Genomic DNA, 16,446 nt, shown 5'->3' with positions numbered 1-16,446 from the left:
AGCCGTACCGTGGTGGTAGTCAACCGCCACACCAAGCTGCGCGGAACGACGATTCGGGTTGAGCAGAAGCTCGGTTGTTGGTTCTCGTACCAACCCACCCGAGGAGTGTGCCCTGTGGGCGACACCACGTCCGACACGATCACCCGGGTCCACCACCACGACGACATCACCGTGGTCGAGGTCATCGGCGAGATCGACATGGCCTGCGAGAAGCCGGTCCGCGCCGTCCTCACCTCCCTGCTCGACGACCGGCCCGCCGGGCTCGTCGTCGACCTCACCCGGGTCGACTTCTTCGGCTCCTCCGGCATCCAACTGCTCGTGGAGGCCGTCGCGTCCGCCGAGCGCCGGGGCGTGGCGCTGGCCGTGGCCACTGACCGGCGTGCGGTCCTGCGCCCCCTGGAGATCACGCTCATCATCGAGACGGTGGAAATCCACCCGACCTTGGGTGACGCGCTCGCCGCGCTGAGATCCGACGCCCCGTCGAGGTCGCACCGCATGGCGTACTGACGATCCGTTCCCGTGGTGGTGCCGCGGCACCACCACGGGAGCGGGTGCTCAGCTGTCGTCGGCCGCCTGGCCGCGCCGCTCGGCCTCGCTGCGGATCTCCGACTCCCGGCGGTCCACGGCGTCCAGGCTGACCACGCCCTCGTCCTGGTCCACCGGGTCGCCCGCGGGCTGCTCGGGCCGCACGTCCGGCTGCTCCTCCGCGAGCCGGTCGGCCAGCGGCCGCGGGTGGGACTCCTCCCACGGCGTCATGCCGTACTTCGTCACGCCGGACCACTGCTCCGGCGGATCCATGCCCGCCTCCAACGGGTCCTTCCTGATCCGGTCCTCGTCCAGGTCCTCGGCGCTGCTCAGGGCCGCCGGGTCGGTCTCGACCGCGTCGGGCGACCCGGTGGCCTGCGGATCCGAGTAAGAGTTCAGGTCCTCCGTGCTCATACCGGGACGTGTACCCGCTCAGGCCGCGCGCAACCGGCCTTCACGCCATGATCGTCGCGGCCACGATGCACGTGTCGTCCAACGGCGTCGCCGGCACCAGGCGTGACGTCAAGACCTCGGGCATCTCGACCGGGTCCAGGTCCGCGATGAACCCGCGGATCTCGTCCATCAGCCGCTCCAGGTCGTCGCCGCGGGCGCCGGCGGACGGCCGCCGCTCGATCAGGCCGTCGGTGAACATCAGCACGGTGTCCTCGGGCGCGAGCAACGTCCGCGCCGTCGCGTACACCGCGCCCCGCACCGCGCCCAGGATCGGCCCGTCCGGGCGGTCCAGCGGGTGCACCTCGTGCGACCGCAGCAGCAGCGGCGCGGGGTGGCCCGCCTGCGCCCACGACAGCCGGTGCGTGGTCGGCTCGAACCGGGCGACGATCGCCGACGCCAGCGTCACGCCGTCGCCACCGGTCAGCATGCGGTTGAGCACGTCGAGCACGCGGGCCGGATCGGGGTTGGTCAGCGCGGCACCGGTGAGCGCGTACCGCAGCTTCGCCATCGCCGCCGCGGTCGCCAGGCCGTGCCCGGCCACGTCGCCGATCGCGAGCACCGTGCTGCCGTCGTCGATCGGGAACGCGTGGTACCAGTCGCCGCCGACCTCCGCCCACTGCTCGGCCGCCAGGTAGCGCACCGCGACCTTCATCCCGGGCAGCTCCAGCGGGCGGCTGGGCAGGGGCAGCACGGCGGAACGCAGGTGGTCGGCGACCTGGTGCTCCTGCGCGAACTGCTCGCTCAGGTCGAACACCCGCTTCTCCGCGCGCCGCATCGCGGTCACGTCCTGGAGCACCACGTCCAGCCGCACGGGCCGGCCCTCGACGTCGAGCACCGGCTCGCCGATGAACCGGCCGCACCGGATCTGCTCGCCCGCCTTCAGGTGCAGCTCGGAGTCGGTGCGCTCGCCGCGTTCCAGCATCCGCCGCACGGCGTTCTGCAGGATCGGCAGGTCCTCGCTGATCACGGACGCCCGGATCTCGTCCAGCGACATGGGCCCGAGCGCCGGGTCGCGGTCGAAGATGACGTAGAGCTGGTCGGACCAGTCGATCTCGTTGGTCACGAGGTTCCACTCGCCCCAGCCGATGTTGCCCAGGCGCTGCACGCTGCGCAGCCGTTCGAGCTGCAACGGGTCCTCGTGCTCGTGCCAGGCCAGGATCAGGCCGTCGCCGAACTTGCCGATGGTCAACGTGTACCGGCCGTGCTGCGGCAGGCCGGGTGAGTTCTCCTCGTAGTCGAAGATGCTGACCACCTCCCTGACGCCGGTGTCGAGCACCCGGTGGTAGGCGTCCCAGAGCTCGGTGCCCGCGACGGTCGGGTAGCTGGTGAGGATGGTCCGCCCGACCAGCTGCCGGTAGCGCCGGCCGGTGAAGTCCACCGCGTCGGGGCTGGCCGCCTCGAACCGGAAGTCGACCACCTCGCCGCCCTCGCCGTGGACCGCGCCGAGCAGCGCCACCGAGCCCGGCAGCACGTCCAGCAGGTGCTGCACCCACAGGGTCCAGTTGCGGCCTTGCGCGACGTTGTCGGCGCTGACCAGCGCCAGGAGCGTGGACCCGGCGGCGCGGACCAGGACCTCCAGCTCCCAGCGCTCCTCGGCCGAGAAGTCGTGCCGGTCCGTCCACAGCAGGCCGACCACGCCCACCACGCGCGTCTGGTCCCGGATCGGCACCCACGCGCGTGACGTCCACACCGCGCCCGGGTCGCCGATCAGGACGTACCGCTCGCGTGCTTCGTCGAGGTCGGGCAGCCACCGCGGCAGGCCGGTGCGGACCGCGGCGCGGACGGCGGTGTCCAGCTGCAACGGCACGCGCTCCCACTCCAGCCGCACGTTGGCGGGCACCTCCGCGGCGGCCTCCAGCCGCAGGCCGCCGTCGGGTTCGACCAGGTAGACCAGCACGCCGTCGCAGTGGACGTGCTCGCGGACGAGCTCGGCCAGCTCCTCGGCGTCGGCCGCCGTGCCGACCGCGGCGAGCGCCACCGGCTGCGGCGTGCGCTCGCCCGGGGGCGCGGGTGCGGGCTCGGGGATGTCGACCGGTCCCACGTACCGCATCGGGTCGAACAGGCCTTCGGCGGCCATGGGCGGCGTGTTCGGCGGCGGACCGGGCGGTGGCGGCACGTCGAGCACGCCCGCGGCGATGACCACCAGGTCGCTGCCCGTGGCCTGGGCGAGCCGCACCATGTCCTCGAACGCCTCGTCGGGCCGGCACGACAGCCGTTCGGCGAGCACACCCTTGGCCTGCTCCACCACGGCCTGCCTGCGGGCAGCCGCCCTCAGCCGGTCGATCTCCTCGCGTTGGCGGGCGACGAGATCGGCCAGCGCAGAACCACTCGGATCCCGCTGGACTGCCATCGCCGTCCAGCATCGTCCGCGCACCCGCGCACGGCCAGCCGAACCGACTCCGAACGTGCCGGGTGGCGGCCGGCAGTGCGCTGACGGGTGAGGCGGGCCGTTCACCGGGAGGCGGCGGGCGGGCGTGACGTCACGCCGCCGACCGGCCGATCAACGCCTCCAACCCTGGCCCGTCGAGCCCCTGCCGGACGAACGGTCACGACCGGATCGGCCGCACCGCCAAGCCCCCCGTCGAGCCCCTGCCGGACGAACGGTCACCACCCGGATCGGCCGGCGCTCCCAAGCCCCCGTCAAGCCCCTGCCGGGCGGGCGGTCACCACCCGGATCGGCCGGCGCTCCCAAGCCCGACCGGTCAAGCCGCTGCCGGCGGGCGGGCGGTTACTACGCCGTTCGGTCGGCCAGTGCCGCCAAGCCCGGCCGGTCGAGCAGGTCCAGCGTCTGGGCGTCCGGCGGGCCGGTGCGCTTGACCAGGCCCAGGCGCTCCAGGTGGCCCAGTGCCTTGCGCAGCTTCTCGGTGGTCAGCGAGCCCTTGCCCTTGGCGGCGAACTCGCTCTTCTCCTCCACCGCCAGGGTCGGCGCGACCGCCTTCTTCCACGCGGGCAGCACGGCGGCGCGCGGCACCGACGCGGCTTCGCCCGCCGCGTCCAGGATGATCCCGGCCAGCACCCGCCCGAAGTCGTCCTGCCGCGCCGCTCGGCGTCGGACCAGGTCCTCCACCGGCGTGCGGCCGTCGTCGTCGGGCACGTCGAGCGTGGCCAACCGCGCCCACAGCGCCCGGTCGGCGGCGCTCGGCTCGGCCCTGCCGGCGAGGACCGCGGCGCGGTGGGCGTCGATCGCGGACCCGAGGGCGACGACCAGGTCGGTCAGCTCGTCGCGGACGTCGTCGCCGCGCAGCCGGCGCGCGGCGGCCGCGATCACCCGGTGGTGCTCGCGCACCAACGTCTCGAAGTGGGCCGCCTTCGTAGCCCGATCGGCGTCCTCGGCCGCGTCGCGCTGGTACTCGGCCTGGCTGATCTCCCCGTCGAGCGCCCGCGACCGCGCGGTGGCGCGTTCGGCCGTGCGGCGCACGCGGGACACCGCGATCCGGTCCAGCATCGCGCGCAGCACCCGGTCGGTCTGCTCGACGTGGGACTGGGCGGCCAACAGCCGCCACGCCTCGGCGTCACGGCTGCGCAGGGCGGCGTTGATGTAGCGGTCGGCGGCTTGGTCGTCGTCGGGCGCGTAGGGCAGCGTCACGTGTCGGTCCTCGGTAGTGGTGGGCAACCCCCGCGCGGGCACAACAGGGCCGGGGACAAGGGTGCCCCGAACGGCTCGGACGCGCAGCCGCGGGGTGGCGCACGGCGCGTGCCGCGGCAGGTGGTATGGCCGACCGGGACGGGCCCGGGCGGCGACCGCCGGCCGCCGGGCCCGAACCCAACACCCGAACCGACCACAATGGACAGCACGGGACCGGCGCGGACCCGCGTGAGCACGCCCGAACTCCCCTGATCCGCGCCCGATCCGCCCGCACCGCCCGCCCGAGTCCGGTGGACTTGGCATTGCGCTCGCCGAGGGGTTGCGGTCCCGTATCGGAGTTGAAATCCTTGACCACGCACGTTTCGGCTCTGTGAACACCTGCTGGGGGTAGGTCCTGGTGACAGCCAAGCGCACGAGCGAAGCGGACAAGACGCAGGAGCGCGCCCGGAGACATCAGGGTGACGCCGCTCGTCCGGTCAGATCGACGTGCCGGACCGGGCGGTGGTAGAGCGCCGGCCACGGCACCGACCACAGCGCTGACCGCCCGCCGCGTGCGGTGGCGCACTTTTCCGCCCTGATCCGCGGGCGGTCGAAGCCGAACCGAACACGACGCCATTCGAATCACGTCGAATGGCGTCCGGAGCATGTTCGTCGAGCTTCGAAGGGGTTCGGTGGGAGGTCTGCACGGCGGTCGACGTGATGCTATAGATGTAGGTAAGTCGAAATATCGCGCAGCATGTTGACGATGACTGGTGGAGTCCTGGGAAAGGTAGGACCAATTCCGTGCACTCGGGCAACGTAGAGACCGATTACCGGCAACTACTCCGCACTTGCCTGGAAGCCTGCTACGCGACAACCGGACCGCTCTTCTCAACCGCACCGGAATTTCCATGAGAACCCGACGCACGACCGACGCGGCACCGGTCGGGACGACCCGTCGCGCCCTGCCGGGCTCCGTCCGGTGGGCCGACGCGCGACCTGCGGGCACGTCACCGGCCCTGGTGCGGATCAGCGCGTTGGGCCCGCTCGAAGCGGTGGTCGGCGACTGCCCGGTCGACCTGGGCACGCCCAAGCAGCGCGCCCTGCTCGCGCTGCTGGTGAGCCGGGTCGGCCAGCCGGTGGCGGTGGACGTCATGCTCGAGGCGCTGTGGGCGGGACACCCGCCGCCGTCGGCCATGACCTCGTTGCAGGCGTACGTGGCGAATTTGCGCAAGGTGTTGGAACCGGATCGCGCGCCGCGGACACCGGCGAAAGTCTTGCGCACCTGCACCCAGGGATACGTGCTGGACGACCGCGAGGTCGACGTCGACGTCCACCGGTTCGGCGAGCACGCCACGGCCGGCTGGCAGGCAATGGCCCGGCACGATTCCCGACAGGCGTTGGGCGAGTTCGAGGCCGGTTTGGCGCTCTGGCGCGGGCGGCCCTATTCGGAAGTGGCCGGGGCGACCTGGGTCGCACCCGAGGTGGCCCGACTCGACGAATTGCGATTATCAGTTGTCGAGGCGCGCTGCGCCGCGCTGCTCGCGGTCGGCGCGCACGAGGTCGCGGTCGCCGAATTGGAAGCGTTCGTGCAGGCCCACCCGCTGCGCGAATACGGGTGCGAACTGCTGACCCTGGCGCTGTACCGGGCCGGTCGGCAGGCCGACGCGCTGACCGTGCTGCGGACCATCCAGTCGCGGCTGGCGGAGGAGCTGGGCGTCGACCCGCGCCCCGCGCTCAAGCAGCTGGAGCACGAGATCCTGAACCAGTCGCCGAGCCTGGACTGGCAACCGGCCCAGACCACCTCGACCACACCGACCCCGGCCACGCCGACCCTCACCACCGCCACCGCGACACCACCGGCCACAGCGGCGACACCCGCATCCACGCCCACCTCGGCACCGGTCGCGCAAAAGCCCGCGACACCGACCATCCCGGCCACGCGGGTGGAAGGCGGAGCAGCGGTCGTGCCGCAGGTCCGCGTGACCGGCGCGCCGCCGACGCCGGCCCCGGACGGTGAGGTGTTCGTCGGCCGTGAGGCGGAGTTGCGGCAGTTGGCCGACGCGCTGGCCGCGGCGACGGCCGGGCGACGCCGGGTGGTGACGGTGTGCGGCGAGCCGGAGATCGGCAAGACCAGCCTGCTGCGCCGGTTCGCCGACCGGGTGGGCGCGCCGGTGCTCTGGGGCACGGGCCCGGAGCACGTGGACGCGCCACCGTTGTGGTTGTGGGAACAGGTGCTGCGCGGCGCGGCCACCTGCTTCCCGCACGTGCCCGTGCCGGCGGCGGTGGCCGAGCTGCTGGACGAGGACCGGCGGCGGGGCGACGACCCCGGCTCGGACCTGCGGCGGTTCGAGGCGGTCGTGCGCTACCTCGGCGAGGTGTCGGACACCGTGCCGCTGGTGGTCCTGCTCGACCACGTGCACCGGGCGGACCCGGGCTCGCTGCGGCTGCTGGCGCACCTGGCCGAGTCGGCGCCGACGAGCAGGCTCCTGCTGGTCGTGGCCTACCGGTCGGACGAGGCGGCGGCGCTGGCCGGGACGCTGGCCGCACTGGCCCGCGCGGACGTGACGCGGATCCGGCTCACCGGCCTCGACGTGCACGAGACCCGGACGTTGGCGAGCACCGTGCTGCGCCGGGAGGTCGGCGGGCACACCGCGCAGGCGCTGTGGTCGCGCAGCGAGGGCAACCCGTTCTTCCTGCGGGAGCTGATCAAGCTGTCGGCCGCCGACCAGGGCCTGGACGAGCCCCACCCGGTGCCGACGCCGGTGCGCGAGGTGGTGTCGCGGCGCGTCGCCCGACTGCCCCGCGGCACGGCCGAGCTGCTGTCCGTGGCCGCCGTCGCGGGCAGGCACTTCGACGTCGAGATCGTCGCCCAGGCGGCCTCGGTCGAGGTCGAGGAGGCGTTGGAGTCCCTCGACCGCGCGATCGAGGCGGGGCTGGTGGTGGAGGACGACCAGCGGCTGGGCTGGTTCCGCTTCACCCACGCCCTGGCCGCCGAGACGCTGTACGAGACGACCGGGCGGATGCGCCGGGCCCTGGTGCGCCGGCGGATCGGCGCGGCGGCGGCCCGGGTGTGGACCGGCGGCGGGGAGACGGCCGCCGGGATCGCCCGCCACCGGCCGCCGGCGGCCCAGCTCGACGCGACCACCGGCCCCGCCCGCGTCGCCGAGGCCACGCTCCCCGGTGACGCCGCGCGGCTGTGGCGGCAGGCCCTGGCCGCCGCGGACCTGGCCGAGCAGGAGGACCTCGACCGGCACTCCCTGCTGATCGGCCTGGGCGCTTCGCTGTACCGGGCGGAGAACTTCCGCGACGGCCTGCGGGTGTTCACCCGGGCGATGGAGGAGATCCTGTCCGCGCCGGGCACGCCGGACACGGCTCGGCTGGTCGCCACGGCGGTCGCGGCCGTGAGCGAGCTGGACCTGTGCCCGGACGGTCGCGGCGAGGTCGACGACCGGCTCGTCGGCGTCATCGAACGCGCGCTGCCGCACGTGGTGGACCCGGCGCAGCGGGGTCGCCTGCTGGCCTGCCTGGCCGTCGCCCGCCGCCACGACGAAGATCCGGCCGGGCGGGCCGCGATGTCGGACGAGGCGCTGGCGCTGGCCGGGGCCTCGACCGGCAACGCGGAGTCGGCCACCCTCCTGCACCTGCGGGCGGTGGCGCTCAGCGGTCCCGACCACCTCGACCAACGCCTGCGAGCCGTCGCCGAGCTGCTGGCGCTGCCCGACCTGCCGCCCCTGGCGCAGGCGCGGGCACGACGGTTGCGCGCGCAGGCGCTGGTCGTCCTGGGCCGCGTCCACGAGGCCGCCGCCGAGCTGGAGCTCGCGGCCGAGCACGCGGAGAGCCCGTCGCTGCGCACGCGGCTGGGCTGGGCGCGCGCCGGGCTGCTCCTGCTCGACGGCCGGTGGGCCGAGGCCGACGAGGTGAGCCGGACGACCTACGACCGGTGCGCCAGGGCGTCCTGGGACGACGCGAGGTTCAACCGCGTGCTCCAGCGCTGGGAGGCGGCGCACCTCACCGGCGGCGGGCAGCACCTGGTCGACGAGCTGCGCTCCGCCGCGGAGTCGTCGGGCCGGCCCGCGTTGCAGGCGATCCTGGTGATGGCGCTGGTCGACGCCGGGCTGGCGCGGGACGCCCGGATCGCCCTGCACCGGTTCCCGCGCGGGCCGGAGGAGGACCACCTGTGGCTCTACGCCCGCTGCTGGGCGCTCCTGGCCGCGGCACGCCTGGGCGAGACCGACCTGGTGGCGCGGTGGCGGGCCCAGCTGCTGCCCTACCGCCACCTGGCGTGCTCCGCGCCGGACCTGGTGGTCAGCGGGCCGGTGGCCTACTTCACCGCGGAGGCGGCGCTGGCCCTGGGCGACCCGGACGCGGCCCTGGCCGACCTCGCCGTGGCCACCGACGTGGCCCGGCGGATGGGCGCGCTGCCGTGGTTGGCCAGGGTGCGTGACGCGGTCGAGCCGGCCCACCGGTTCGAGGCCGCGCCCTGCGGCTGAGCGGCCCTGCGGTGTCCGTGCCCGTGACGTGCGGGCACGGACACCGAGCGGGTCAGACCCGGGCCGAGGCGTGGGCGCGCAGCGCGGTGCGCAACGCGCCCACCACCCGTTCCACCTGGTCCATGCGCAGCTCCGCGTGCATCGGGATGGCGAGCTGGCGCTGGAACAGGTCCGCCGAGGTCGGGCACTGCTGCTTCGCCTCGTACACCGGCTGCAGGTGGCTCGCCCACGTGCCGTGCCCGCAGCCGATCCCCTGGCCGCGCAGGTCGGCGGCGACCGCCGCGCGGTCCACGCCGGGGTCCAGCGTCAGCAGGAACGACTGCCAGGCGTGCGTGCGGTCCTCCGGCACGTGCGGCAGCGTGACGAGCTCCTCGTCGGCCAGCAGCTCGGCGTAGCGCGCCGCGACCGCGCGCCTGCGGTCCAGCAGCTCGCCGATCCGGCTCAGCTGCACCAGCAGGATCGCCGCCGCGATGTCGGACAGCTTGTAGTTGTAGCCGATCTCGTGGAACTCCGGGATCGGCAGGCCGACGACCTTGGCCTGGTCGAAGATGCTGCCGATGCCGAACGACGACCGCAGCCTCGCGTGCGCGGCGACCGCCGGGTCGGTGGCGAGCAGCGCGCCGCCCTCGCCGCTGGTGATGCCCTTGCGCCCGTGGAACGACAGGCACGCCACCGGCGCCAGCGCGCCCGCCTCGCGTCCCCGGTAGGTCGCACCGACGGCGCACGCGGCGTCCTCGACGAGGAACAGCCCGTGCCGCTCGGTGATCGCCTCCAGCTCGGCGTAGTCGGCGGGCAGGCCCACCGTGTCCACCGCGATCACGCCGACGGTGCGCGGCCCGATGAGGTCGCGCACCGCCTCCGGGTCCACGGTGCCGGTGTCGGCGCGCACGTCGGCGAACACCGGGGTCGCGCCGACGTAGTGCACCGCGTGGGCCGGCGCGGGGAACGAGTAGTCGGCCACGATCACCTCGTCACCCGGCTGCACGCCGAGCGCGAGCAGGGCCAGGTGCAGCGCCGAGCCGCAGTTGTTCAGCGCCACGGCGTCACCGACGCCGTAGCGCGCGATCAGCTCGGCTTCCAGCGCCTTGCCCTTCGGGCCCTGGCCCGCCTGCCACGCGGAGGCGAACACCTCCGCGACGGCGGCCAGCTCCCGCTCACCGAGGCTCGCCTTGACCAGCGGCACGGGTTCCACCGCGGTCACCTCCCGCTCACCGACGTCAGGTTGCCGTTGGTGCGGGCGGACGACGGCGGCTCGTAGCGCAGCGGCGTGATCTGCTTGACGTCGTAGCGGTCGCGCAGCCGTTGCACGGCTTCGGGGTCCACGCCGTCCGAGCCCGCCGCGAAGATCTCGCAGATCTCCTCGAAGTACCGCTCGTGGTCGGGCGCGGGTGAGCTCTGGAACAGCATCCGCGCCGGCTTGTCGGTCGAGTTGCGGAACGCGTGCGGGCACCCGGTCGGGACGAACATGGACGCGCCGACGCCCCCGCGCACGAACCGGCGGCCGTCGGGCGCCTCCCACTCGTCCCACCGGTCGCCCTTGCGCTCGACGGGCTCGAACGCCAGCAGGTCGAGTTCGCCTTCGAGGACGTAGAAGAACTCACCGGTGCGCTCGTGGACGTGCGCGCCGACGTCGAACCCGGGCGGGACCACCACCTCGAAGATCGACGCGGTGGAGCCGTGCGCCCCGGTGACCTTGAAGGTGACGTCCTGCGCCTTCGTGGTCAGCCGCCGACCCCCACCCGGTGGGACGATCAGGCCGTCCATGTCGCTTGCCTCCCTGCCTCGTGCGCGAACTCCCGCTCGGGGTGCAACGTCGACGGGTCGACGGCCCACCGGCCCACCGCCATCTCGGCGGTGATGCCGGGCCCGAAGCCCGCGATCACGCCGGTGGCGCCGGGCAGCGGCTCGTCCTCCTCGAACAGGCGGCGCAGCGCGTCCAGGACGACGGCGCTGGCGATGTTGCCGTGCTCGGTGAGGGTGGCCCAGCTGTGCCGGAACGCGGTGCGGTCGACGCCGAGGTACTTGCTCAGGTCGTCCAGGATCCGCGGCCCGCCGGCGTGGATGATGTAGAAGTCGAGGTCGCCGATGTCCCAGCCGTGGTCGGTGGCCAGCTCGCGCAGCACGGGCGCCAGCGGTTCCATCGTGCCCGGCACCCGCCGGTCGAGCTGGAAGTGGAAGCCCGTGGAGCGCACGGCGTAGGAGATCCAGTCCTCGGTGTTCGGGATGAGGTACGAGGCGTTGCGCTCCAGCGCCACGCCGGTGCCACCGCTGCCGCGCACCACGGCCGCCGCGACCGCGTCGCCGAACAGCCCGTCCGACAGCAGCGAGCCGACGCCGTCGTCCTCGGGCTGGTAGCACAGCGAGCACAGCTCGCACGACACGATCAGCACGTTGCCCTCGGGGTAAGCCGTGCAGAAGTCGTGCGCCCGGCTGATCGCCGCGCCGCCCGCCGCGCAGCCCAGCTGCGCGATCGGGATCTGGCGGGTGTTGGACCGGAAGCCCATGGTGTTGATCAGCCACGCGGTCAACGAGGGCATCAGGAACCCGGTGCACGAGACGTAGATGATCGCGTCGATGTCGTGCGCCACCACGCCCGCGTTGGCCAGGGCCTCCTCGACGACCTCCGGCACCCGCTTCTTGGACTCCACCTCGTAGATGCGGTTGCGCTCCTCGAAACCGGGGTGCCGCAACGTCTCCTCGATGGGCTGCACGATGTGCCGCTTGCGCACACCCGTGTTCTGGATCAGTCGAAGCGCCAGCGGGAGCTGCGGCTTCCCGGCATGCACCCTCTCGGCAAATTCCAGGGTCTGTTCCATGGTGATCACGTGCTCCGGCACGCGCACCGACGGCTTGCATAAGATGGGCATGTCTGGCCGCAACCCCCTGCACGTAAGAGTGTTCCTCGAAACCCCGACGCCCCGTCGGTGCCAGCCGGTGGGCTGCGACGGCGCGGTTCGAGGGTCGGCTCGGGCATCCGTCCAGCACTGTCCCGCACGGCGCTTGTGATCGGCTTGGCGTGGACTTCTCGCCCACCAAGGGTTCGCGGGCGCGCGGCACGACCGCCGGGCGCCGTCGTGGTGGGTGCGCACGTCGTGCCCGGCGCGCGGGTGTGATCAGGGAGCCGGTCCGCCGGTCGCGCCAAGCCGACGCCAACCCGCCGCACAGTCCCGGCCAAGTCGCGGTGTCGATGCTAGGCGTGCAGCGGCGCAAGCGGTCCGAGGCGGCGACACCTCGGCGTGCCCTCGCGCTCCGCCGAGCCGGTGACGGCCCGACCGTCGTCGAACACCCGGAAGGAGCAATTCTGGATGAAGGGGTCCATGATCCACAACGCGATGTGGAAACGCGGTTTCTACCCCGGCATCTTGCCGGACGTGGCCGCGGCCAGGAACGGTTCGACGCTGCTCACCCTCGACCACGACCTCGACGTGCTGCCCGAGGCCGGGCGGCGCATGACCGTGTCCGAGCTCGCCGGCCACGTGGACGACCTGGCGGGTCGCCTGTGGGCGGCCGGGGTCCGGCCCGCCGAGCACGTCGCGATCTACAAGACCGCCAACTTCGACGCGTGGGTGCTCGCCACCGCCTCGTCGCGGATCGGCGCGGTCCCGGTGATGCTGTCGCCCGCCCTGAAGGGCCCGACCGTCGGCGCGCTGCTCGACCGGCTCGACCGGCCGCACCTGCTCACCGACGTGCCCAAGCTCGACGCGATGGCCGACGTGCCGCTGGCCGAGCGCACCGCGGGGATCATCGTCGTCGCCGGGAGCAGGCCGGGCGCGGTGTCGCTGGCCGAGCTCGCCGGGTCGCCGCGCGTGCGGCCGGTGTTCCGGGTGCCCGAGGAACCGGCGATGATCACGCACACGTCCGGCACCACCGGGCTGCCCAAGCTCGTCGTGCACACGCCGCAGACCATGAAGCTGCGGCTGCGGCCGCAGCGGTGGCTGCTGTCGTTGATGCGCAACCGGGAGACGGTCGCGATCCACATCCCGTTCGTGCACTCGCGGATGTTCGCGGCGATGGCCCTGGCGCTGGTGCGGGCGATGCCGGTCGTGCTCATCAAGAAGGCCGACCCCGACGAGGTCACCGACGTGCTGCGCCGGTACCGGCCGGGTTTCCTGGAGGTGCTGCCCAACTCGTTGATGGACTGGGAGCACCTCGCCGAGGACCCGCGCAAGCCGTTCGCGTCCATCAAGTACTTCAGCACCACCTTCGACGCGATCCACCCGCGCACGATCAGCAGGCTGCTCAAGTCCTCCGAACGGCGCAGGCCGCTGTTCTTCCAGATCTACGGGCAGAGCGAGGTCGGCCCGGCCGTCGGCAGGCCCTACTTCCGCGGCTCCGCGCACCGGGCGGACGGGCGTTGCGTCGGCTACGCCATGCCGGGCTGCGCGCGGGTGCGCGTGGTCAGCCGCGACGGCAGGCGGCCGTCCAAGGACAACCCCGGGTTCATCGAGGTCAGCTGGAAGGCCGTGGCGAAGAACTACCACGGCGAGGACGAGCGGTTCGCGGAGAACCTCAACGGCAAGTGGTGGCGGACCGGGGACGTCGGCTACCGCACCAAGTTCGGCTGCCTGCACATGCTGGACCGCGAGGTCGACATGATCCCCGGCGTGCAGAGCAGCCTGGAGGTCGAGGACCTGCTGCTGGGCCGGCTGCCGGAGCTGAGCGAGCTCGTCGTCGTCACGGGTCCGAAGTCCGAGGCGATCCCGGTCATCTGCACCACCGACGACCAGCCGCTGGACCGGGAGCGGTGGCGGCGGGCCGTGGCCGACTTCCCGCAGCTGGCCGACCCGATCCAGATCCCGCGGGCCGAGCTGCCCCGCACCGCCACGCTGAAGGTGCAGCGGATCGAGTTGTCCCGCCGCCTGCAGGAGCAGCTGGAGAAGCGGGCGTGACGAGCTTTCGCGACAAGCAACCAATTTCGAGGGGATCAGCGCGATGACACCGGACGCAACGCTGGCGCGACTTCGTGAGTACATGGTGGGGCCGGCGCGGTTCATGAACCTGCTGTCCTGCTTCGAGCTCGGCCTCGTCGACGCGATCCGGGAGCGGCCCGGCGCGACCGCGGCCGAGCTCGGCAAGGTGGTGGGCGCCAAGGCCGACGCCGTGGAGCAGCTGCTGCACCTGCCGGTCAAGGAGGGCTTCATCGCCCACGACGCGTCGACCGACGGCTACCGTCTCGACGCGCTCGCCGAGGTGCCCGCGCCCGACCTCAACCGGGCGCTGGCCTACATGAACCTGATCAAGGTCGTGTCGCTGCGGCAGCTGTTCTACCTGACCGAGAGCGTGCGGACCGGCACGGTGGCGGGTCTCAAGGAGCTCTACGGGTTCGAGGGCACCCTGTACGGCGCCGTGGCCGAGCACAGGGACCTGCGCGAGGCGTGGTCCACGCTGATGGACAAGGTGACCGAGCGCATCGACCCGTGGTTCTTCGACAACGTCGACATCCCGGCCGGCGCGCAGGTGCTCGACCTGGCCGGCAACACCGGCCTCGGCGCCATCCACACCTACCGGCACAAGGCCTCGCCCGGCCTGCGCGTGACGACGTTCGACCTGCCCGAGAAGGAGCAGGAAGCCCTGGAGAACTTCCGGGCCAACGGCGTGGCCGAGCACTGCACGTTCATCGGCGGCAACGTGTTCGAGAGCATCCCCGAGGGCTACGACGTGGTGCTGATCAAGCACTTCCTGGACATGTTCGACCAGGACGACGTCTTCCGCATCCTCGACGGCGTGCACAAGTCGCTCAACGTGGGCGGGCAGGTGCACGTGATGGTGCCGGTCTACCCGGAGGACATCAAGGACACCGACAACTACAACGTCGACTTCTTCCCGTCGTTCTTCCTGGGCGCCACCATGGGCCAGGGCGGGCCGCAGAAGCTGTCGACCTACCGGCGGTGGCTGGAGGAGCGCGGGTTCACCGTGACCAAGGCGATCGCCAAGAGCCCGGCCGAGATCCCCGGCGACGTCATCCCGATCCCCGGCGTCCTGTCGGCGACGAAGACCGCCTGATCCGCACCGACCGCGGCCGTCCCCGTCGTGCAGGCGACGGGGACGGCCGCGGTCGTGTCAGCGGTCAGCGGTCAGCGGTCAGCGGTCAGCGGGCGAAGATGAGGGTCGCGGGCGACGAGGTGGGCTGGAACGTGATGTCCTCGAAGCCCGCCTTGGTCAGCCAGTCGTGGTAGTCGGCGCGCCGCCAGGTGCCACCCTGCTTGCTCTTGAGCAGCATCTCCGAGGCGAACAGCAGGGCGAACGGCGGGCCGCTGCGGTCGTCGTCGACCACGTAGTCGTTCACCACCAGCGTGCCGCCGGGCTTGAGCGCGTCACGCAACCGGGTGAACGTCGCGATGTTGTCCTCCGGCCCCTCCTGGTGGGCGATGTGGGAGTACACCGCGATGTCGTAGGCGGCCGTGCCGAAGTCGGTGGTGTGCAGGTCGCCGTCGACGCAGGTGAACCGGTCGGCCACGCCACGCTCGGTCAGCAGCCGGCGGGCGATCGCGTTGATCGGGCCCCAGTCGAGCTGCGTCGCGCGGGCGTCGGGGTTGAGCGACAGCCAGATGGCGGAGTACACGCCCGAGCCGCCGCCGACGTCGAGGATCGAGATCTCGCCGGCGTCGGCCAGGCCCAGCGCCTCGGCGGCGATCGTCGCCACGGGCACCGACTGCGCGGCGATGGCCGTGACCACCTTCTCCCAGTGCGGGTTGTCGGCCACCTCCACCGTCGCGTCGCTCACCGGTCCCCCGGCGCGCACCACGTCCGGCAGGGCCGCCATCGTGCCCATGTGGCCGAGCTTGAGCTTGGCGAACTCGCTCAGGCCCGCCGGTCGGCCCTCGACCAGGAACTCCGCCGCGTCGGCGGTGTTGCGGTAGCGGCCGTCGCGCACCTCGACCAGTTCCAGGCTCACCAGCCCGTCGAGCAGGGTCTGCGCGCCCCGCTCGGAGATGCCGGCGAGGGCGGCGACCCGCTCGGCGGTGTCCGCGCCCGCGTCGAGGTGGGTGAACAACGAGTGGCTCGCGGCCGCGCCGAGGATGCCGGTGGCCCAGTAGCCGTTGATGAGCCGCATTATCCGATCCGGCGTCGGTTGGGTGTCGTGCATGCTGCCCTCCTGGGTCCTGTGCGGGTGCGCGCGGGCTCGCCGGCACGGCCGAGCGGATCCACTCCGGCGCCCGGGCACACGCCCAGTACCGTCACCCATCCCGCTTGCCGGCGGCTTGGGGCCGACTTGGCGCGCCGCGGCGGCGCCGGCGGGTGTGCCGGCGGTCGCCGCGGCGGGCGCGGGTGTCCGGTCGGGACTAGATGATTGATTCCTAGGGTTAGTGGTCGTAGGCGGTCAGGGAGCGCATGATCGGCTGGCCGGTGTGGTCGTTGTGCCAGATGGCGGCGGTCAGGGCGAGGATGCGTTGCAGGACGCGGGCGATC

The 16,446-nt window shown here is 72.8% G+C and carries 11 protein-coding genes; 4 read left to right on the top strand and 7 right to left on the bottom strand.

Translation table 11 applies throughout. The features are described 5' to 3' along the window. The first annotated feature begins 114 nt into the window (after window positions 1–114). On the top strand, window positions 115–507 hold the full coding sequence (locus tag LZG04_RS39930) for an STAS domain-containing protein (protein WP_233827159.1): 393 nt from the start codon (window positions 115–117) through the stop codon (window positions 505–507). Between the two features lie 48 nt (window positions 508–555). Here the strand turns inward: LZG04_RS39930 and LZG04_RS39925 are convergent, their stop codons facing one another. The 3 genes from LZG04_RS39925 to LZG04_RS39915 form a co-directional block, all read right to left on the bottom strand. Further along, window positions 556–939, bottom strand: a complete 384-nt coding sequence (locus tag LZG04_RS39925; RefSeq protein WP_233827158.1) for a hypothetical protein — start codon at window positions 937–939, stop codon at window positions 556–558. A 40-nt stretch (window positions 940–979) separates the two neighbouring features. Further along, a complete protein-coding gene (locus tag LZG04_RS39920; RefSeq protein ID WP_233827157.1) occupies window positions 980–3,328 on the bottom strand; it encodes a SpoIIE family protein phosphatase in 2,349 nt (782 codons plus the stop codon). Window positions 3,329–3,709: 381 nt separating this feature from the next. Then, window positions 3,710–4,564, bottom strand: coding sequence for a hypothetical protein (locus LZG04_RS39915; RefSeq protein ID WP_233827156.1), 855 nt, complete (start codon window positions 4,562–4,564; stop codon window positions 3,710–3,712). A gap of 890 nt (window positions 4,565–5,454) precedes the next feature. Between LZG04_RS39915 and LZG04_RS39910 the strand changes: the two genes are divergently transcribed. Further along, window positions 5,455–9,036, top strand: coding sequence for an AfsR/SARP family transcriptional regulator (locus tag LZG04_RS39910; protein ID WP_233827155.1), 3,582 nt, complete (start codon window positions 5,455–5,457; stop codon window positions 9,034–9,036). Between the two features lie 52 nt (window positions 9,037–9,088). Here the strand turns inward: LZG04_RS39910 and LZG04_RS39905 are convergent, their stop codons facing one another. The 3 genes from LZG04_RS39905 to LZG04_RS39895 are packed head-to-tail and all read right to left on the bottom strand — an operon-like array spanning window position 9,089 to window position 11,903. After that, window positions 9,089–10,228: a DegT/DnrJ/EryC1/StrS family aminotransferase gene (locus tag LZG04_RS39905; RefSeq protein ID WP_374202987.1), complete on the bottom strand. Its 1,140-nt coding sequence runs from the start codon at window positions 10,226–10,228 to the stop codon at window positions 9,089–9,091. Window positions 10,229–10,233: 5 nt separating this feature from the next. Further along, a complete protein-coding gene (locus LZG04_RS39900; protein WP_233827153.1) occupies window positions 10,234–10,800 on the bottom strand; it encodes a cupin domain-containing protein in 567 nt (188 codons plus the stop codon). Next, a complete protein-coding gene (locus tag LZG04_RS39895) occupies window positions 10,788–11,903 on the bottom strand; it encodes a type III polyketide synthase (RefSeq protein ID WP_233827152.1) in 1,116 nt (371 codons plus the stop codon). The genes LZG04_RS39900 and LZG04_RS39895 overlap by 13 nt, the downstream gene beginning before the upstream one ends. A gap of 438 nt (window positions 11,904–12,341) precedes the next feature. On the opposite strand from LZG04_RS39895, the gene LZG04_RS39890 reads away from it, so the two are divergent. After that, on the top strand, window positions 12,342–13,925 hold the full coding sequence (locus LZG04_RS39890) for a class I adenylate-forming enzyme family protein (RefSeq protein ID WP_233827151.1): 1,584 nt from the start codon (window positions 12,342–12,344) through the stop codon (window positions 13,923–13,925). A 43-nt stretch (window positions 13,926–13,968) separates the two neighbouring features. After that, window positions 13,969–15,039: a methyltransferase gene (locus tag LZG04_RS39885; protein ID WP_233827150.1), complete on the top strand. Its 1,071-nt coding sequence runs from the start codon at window positions 13,969–13,971 to the stop codon at window positions 15,037–15,039. Window positions 15,040–15,124: 85 nt separating this feature from the next. On the opposite strand, the gene LZG04_RS39880 is transcribed toward LZG04_RS39885, so the two are convergent. After that, window positions 15,125–16,123, bottom strand: a complete 999-nt coding sequence (locus LZG04_RS39880) for a class I SAM-dependent methyltransferase (protein WP_233827149.1) — start codon at window positions 16,121–16,123, stop codon at window positions 15,125–15,127. Window positions 16,124–16,446: the final 323 nt, after the last annotated feature.

This window comes from Saccharothrix sp. S26 (assembly GCF_021390395.1).
GTDB lineage: Bacteria > Actinomycetota > Actinomycetes > Mycobacteriales > Pseudonocardiaceae > Actinosynnema.
This window is presented reverse-complemented; position numbering and strand designations above follow the sequence as displayed.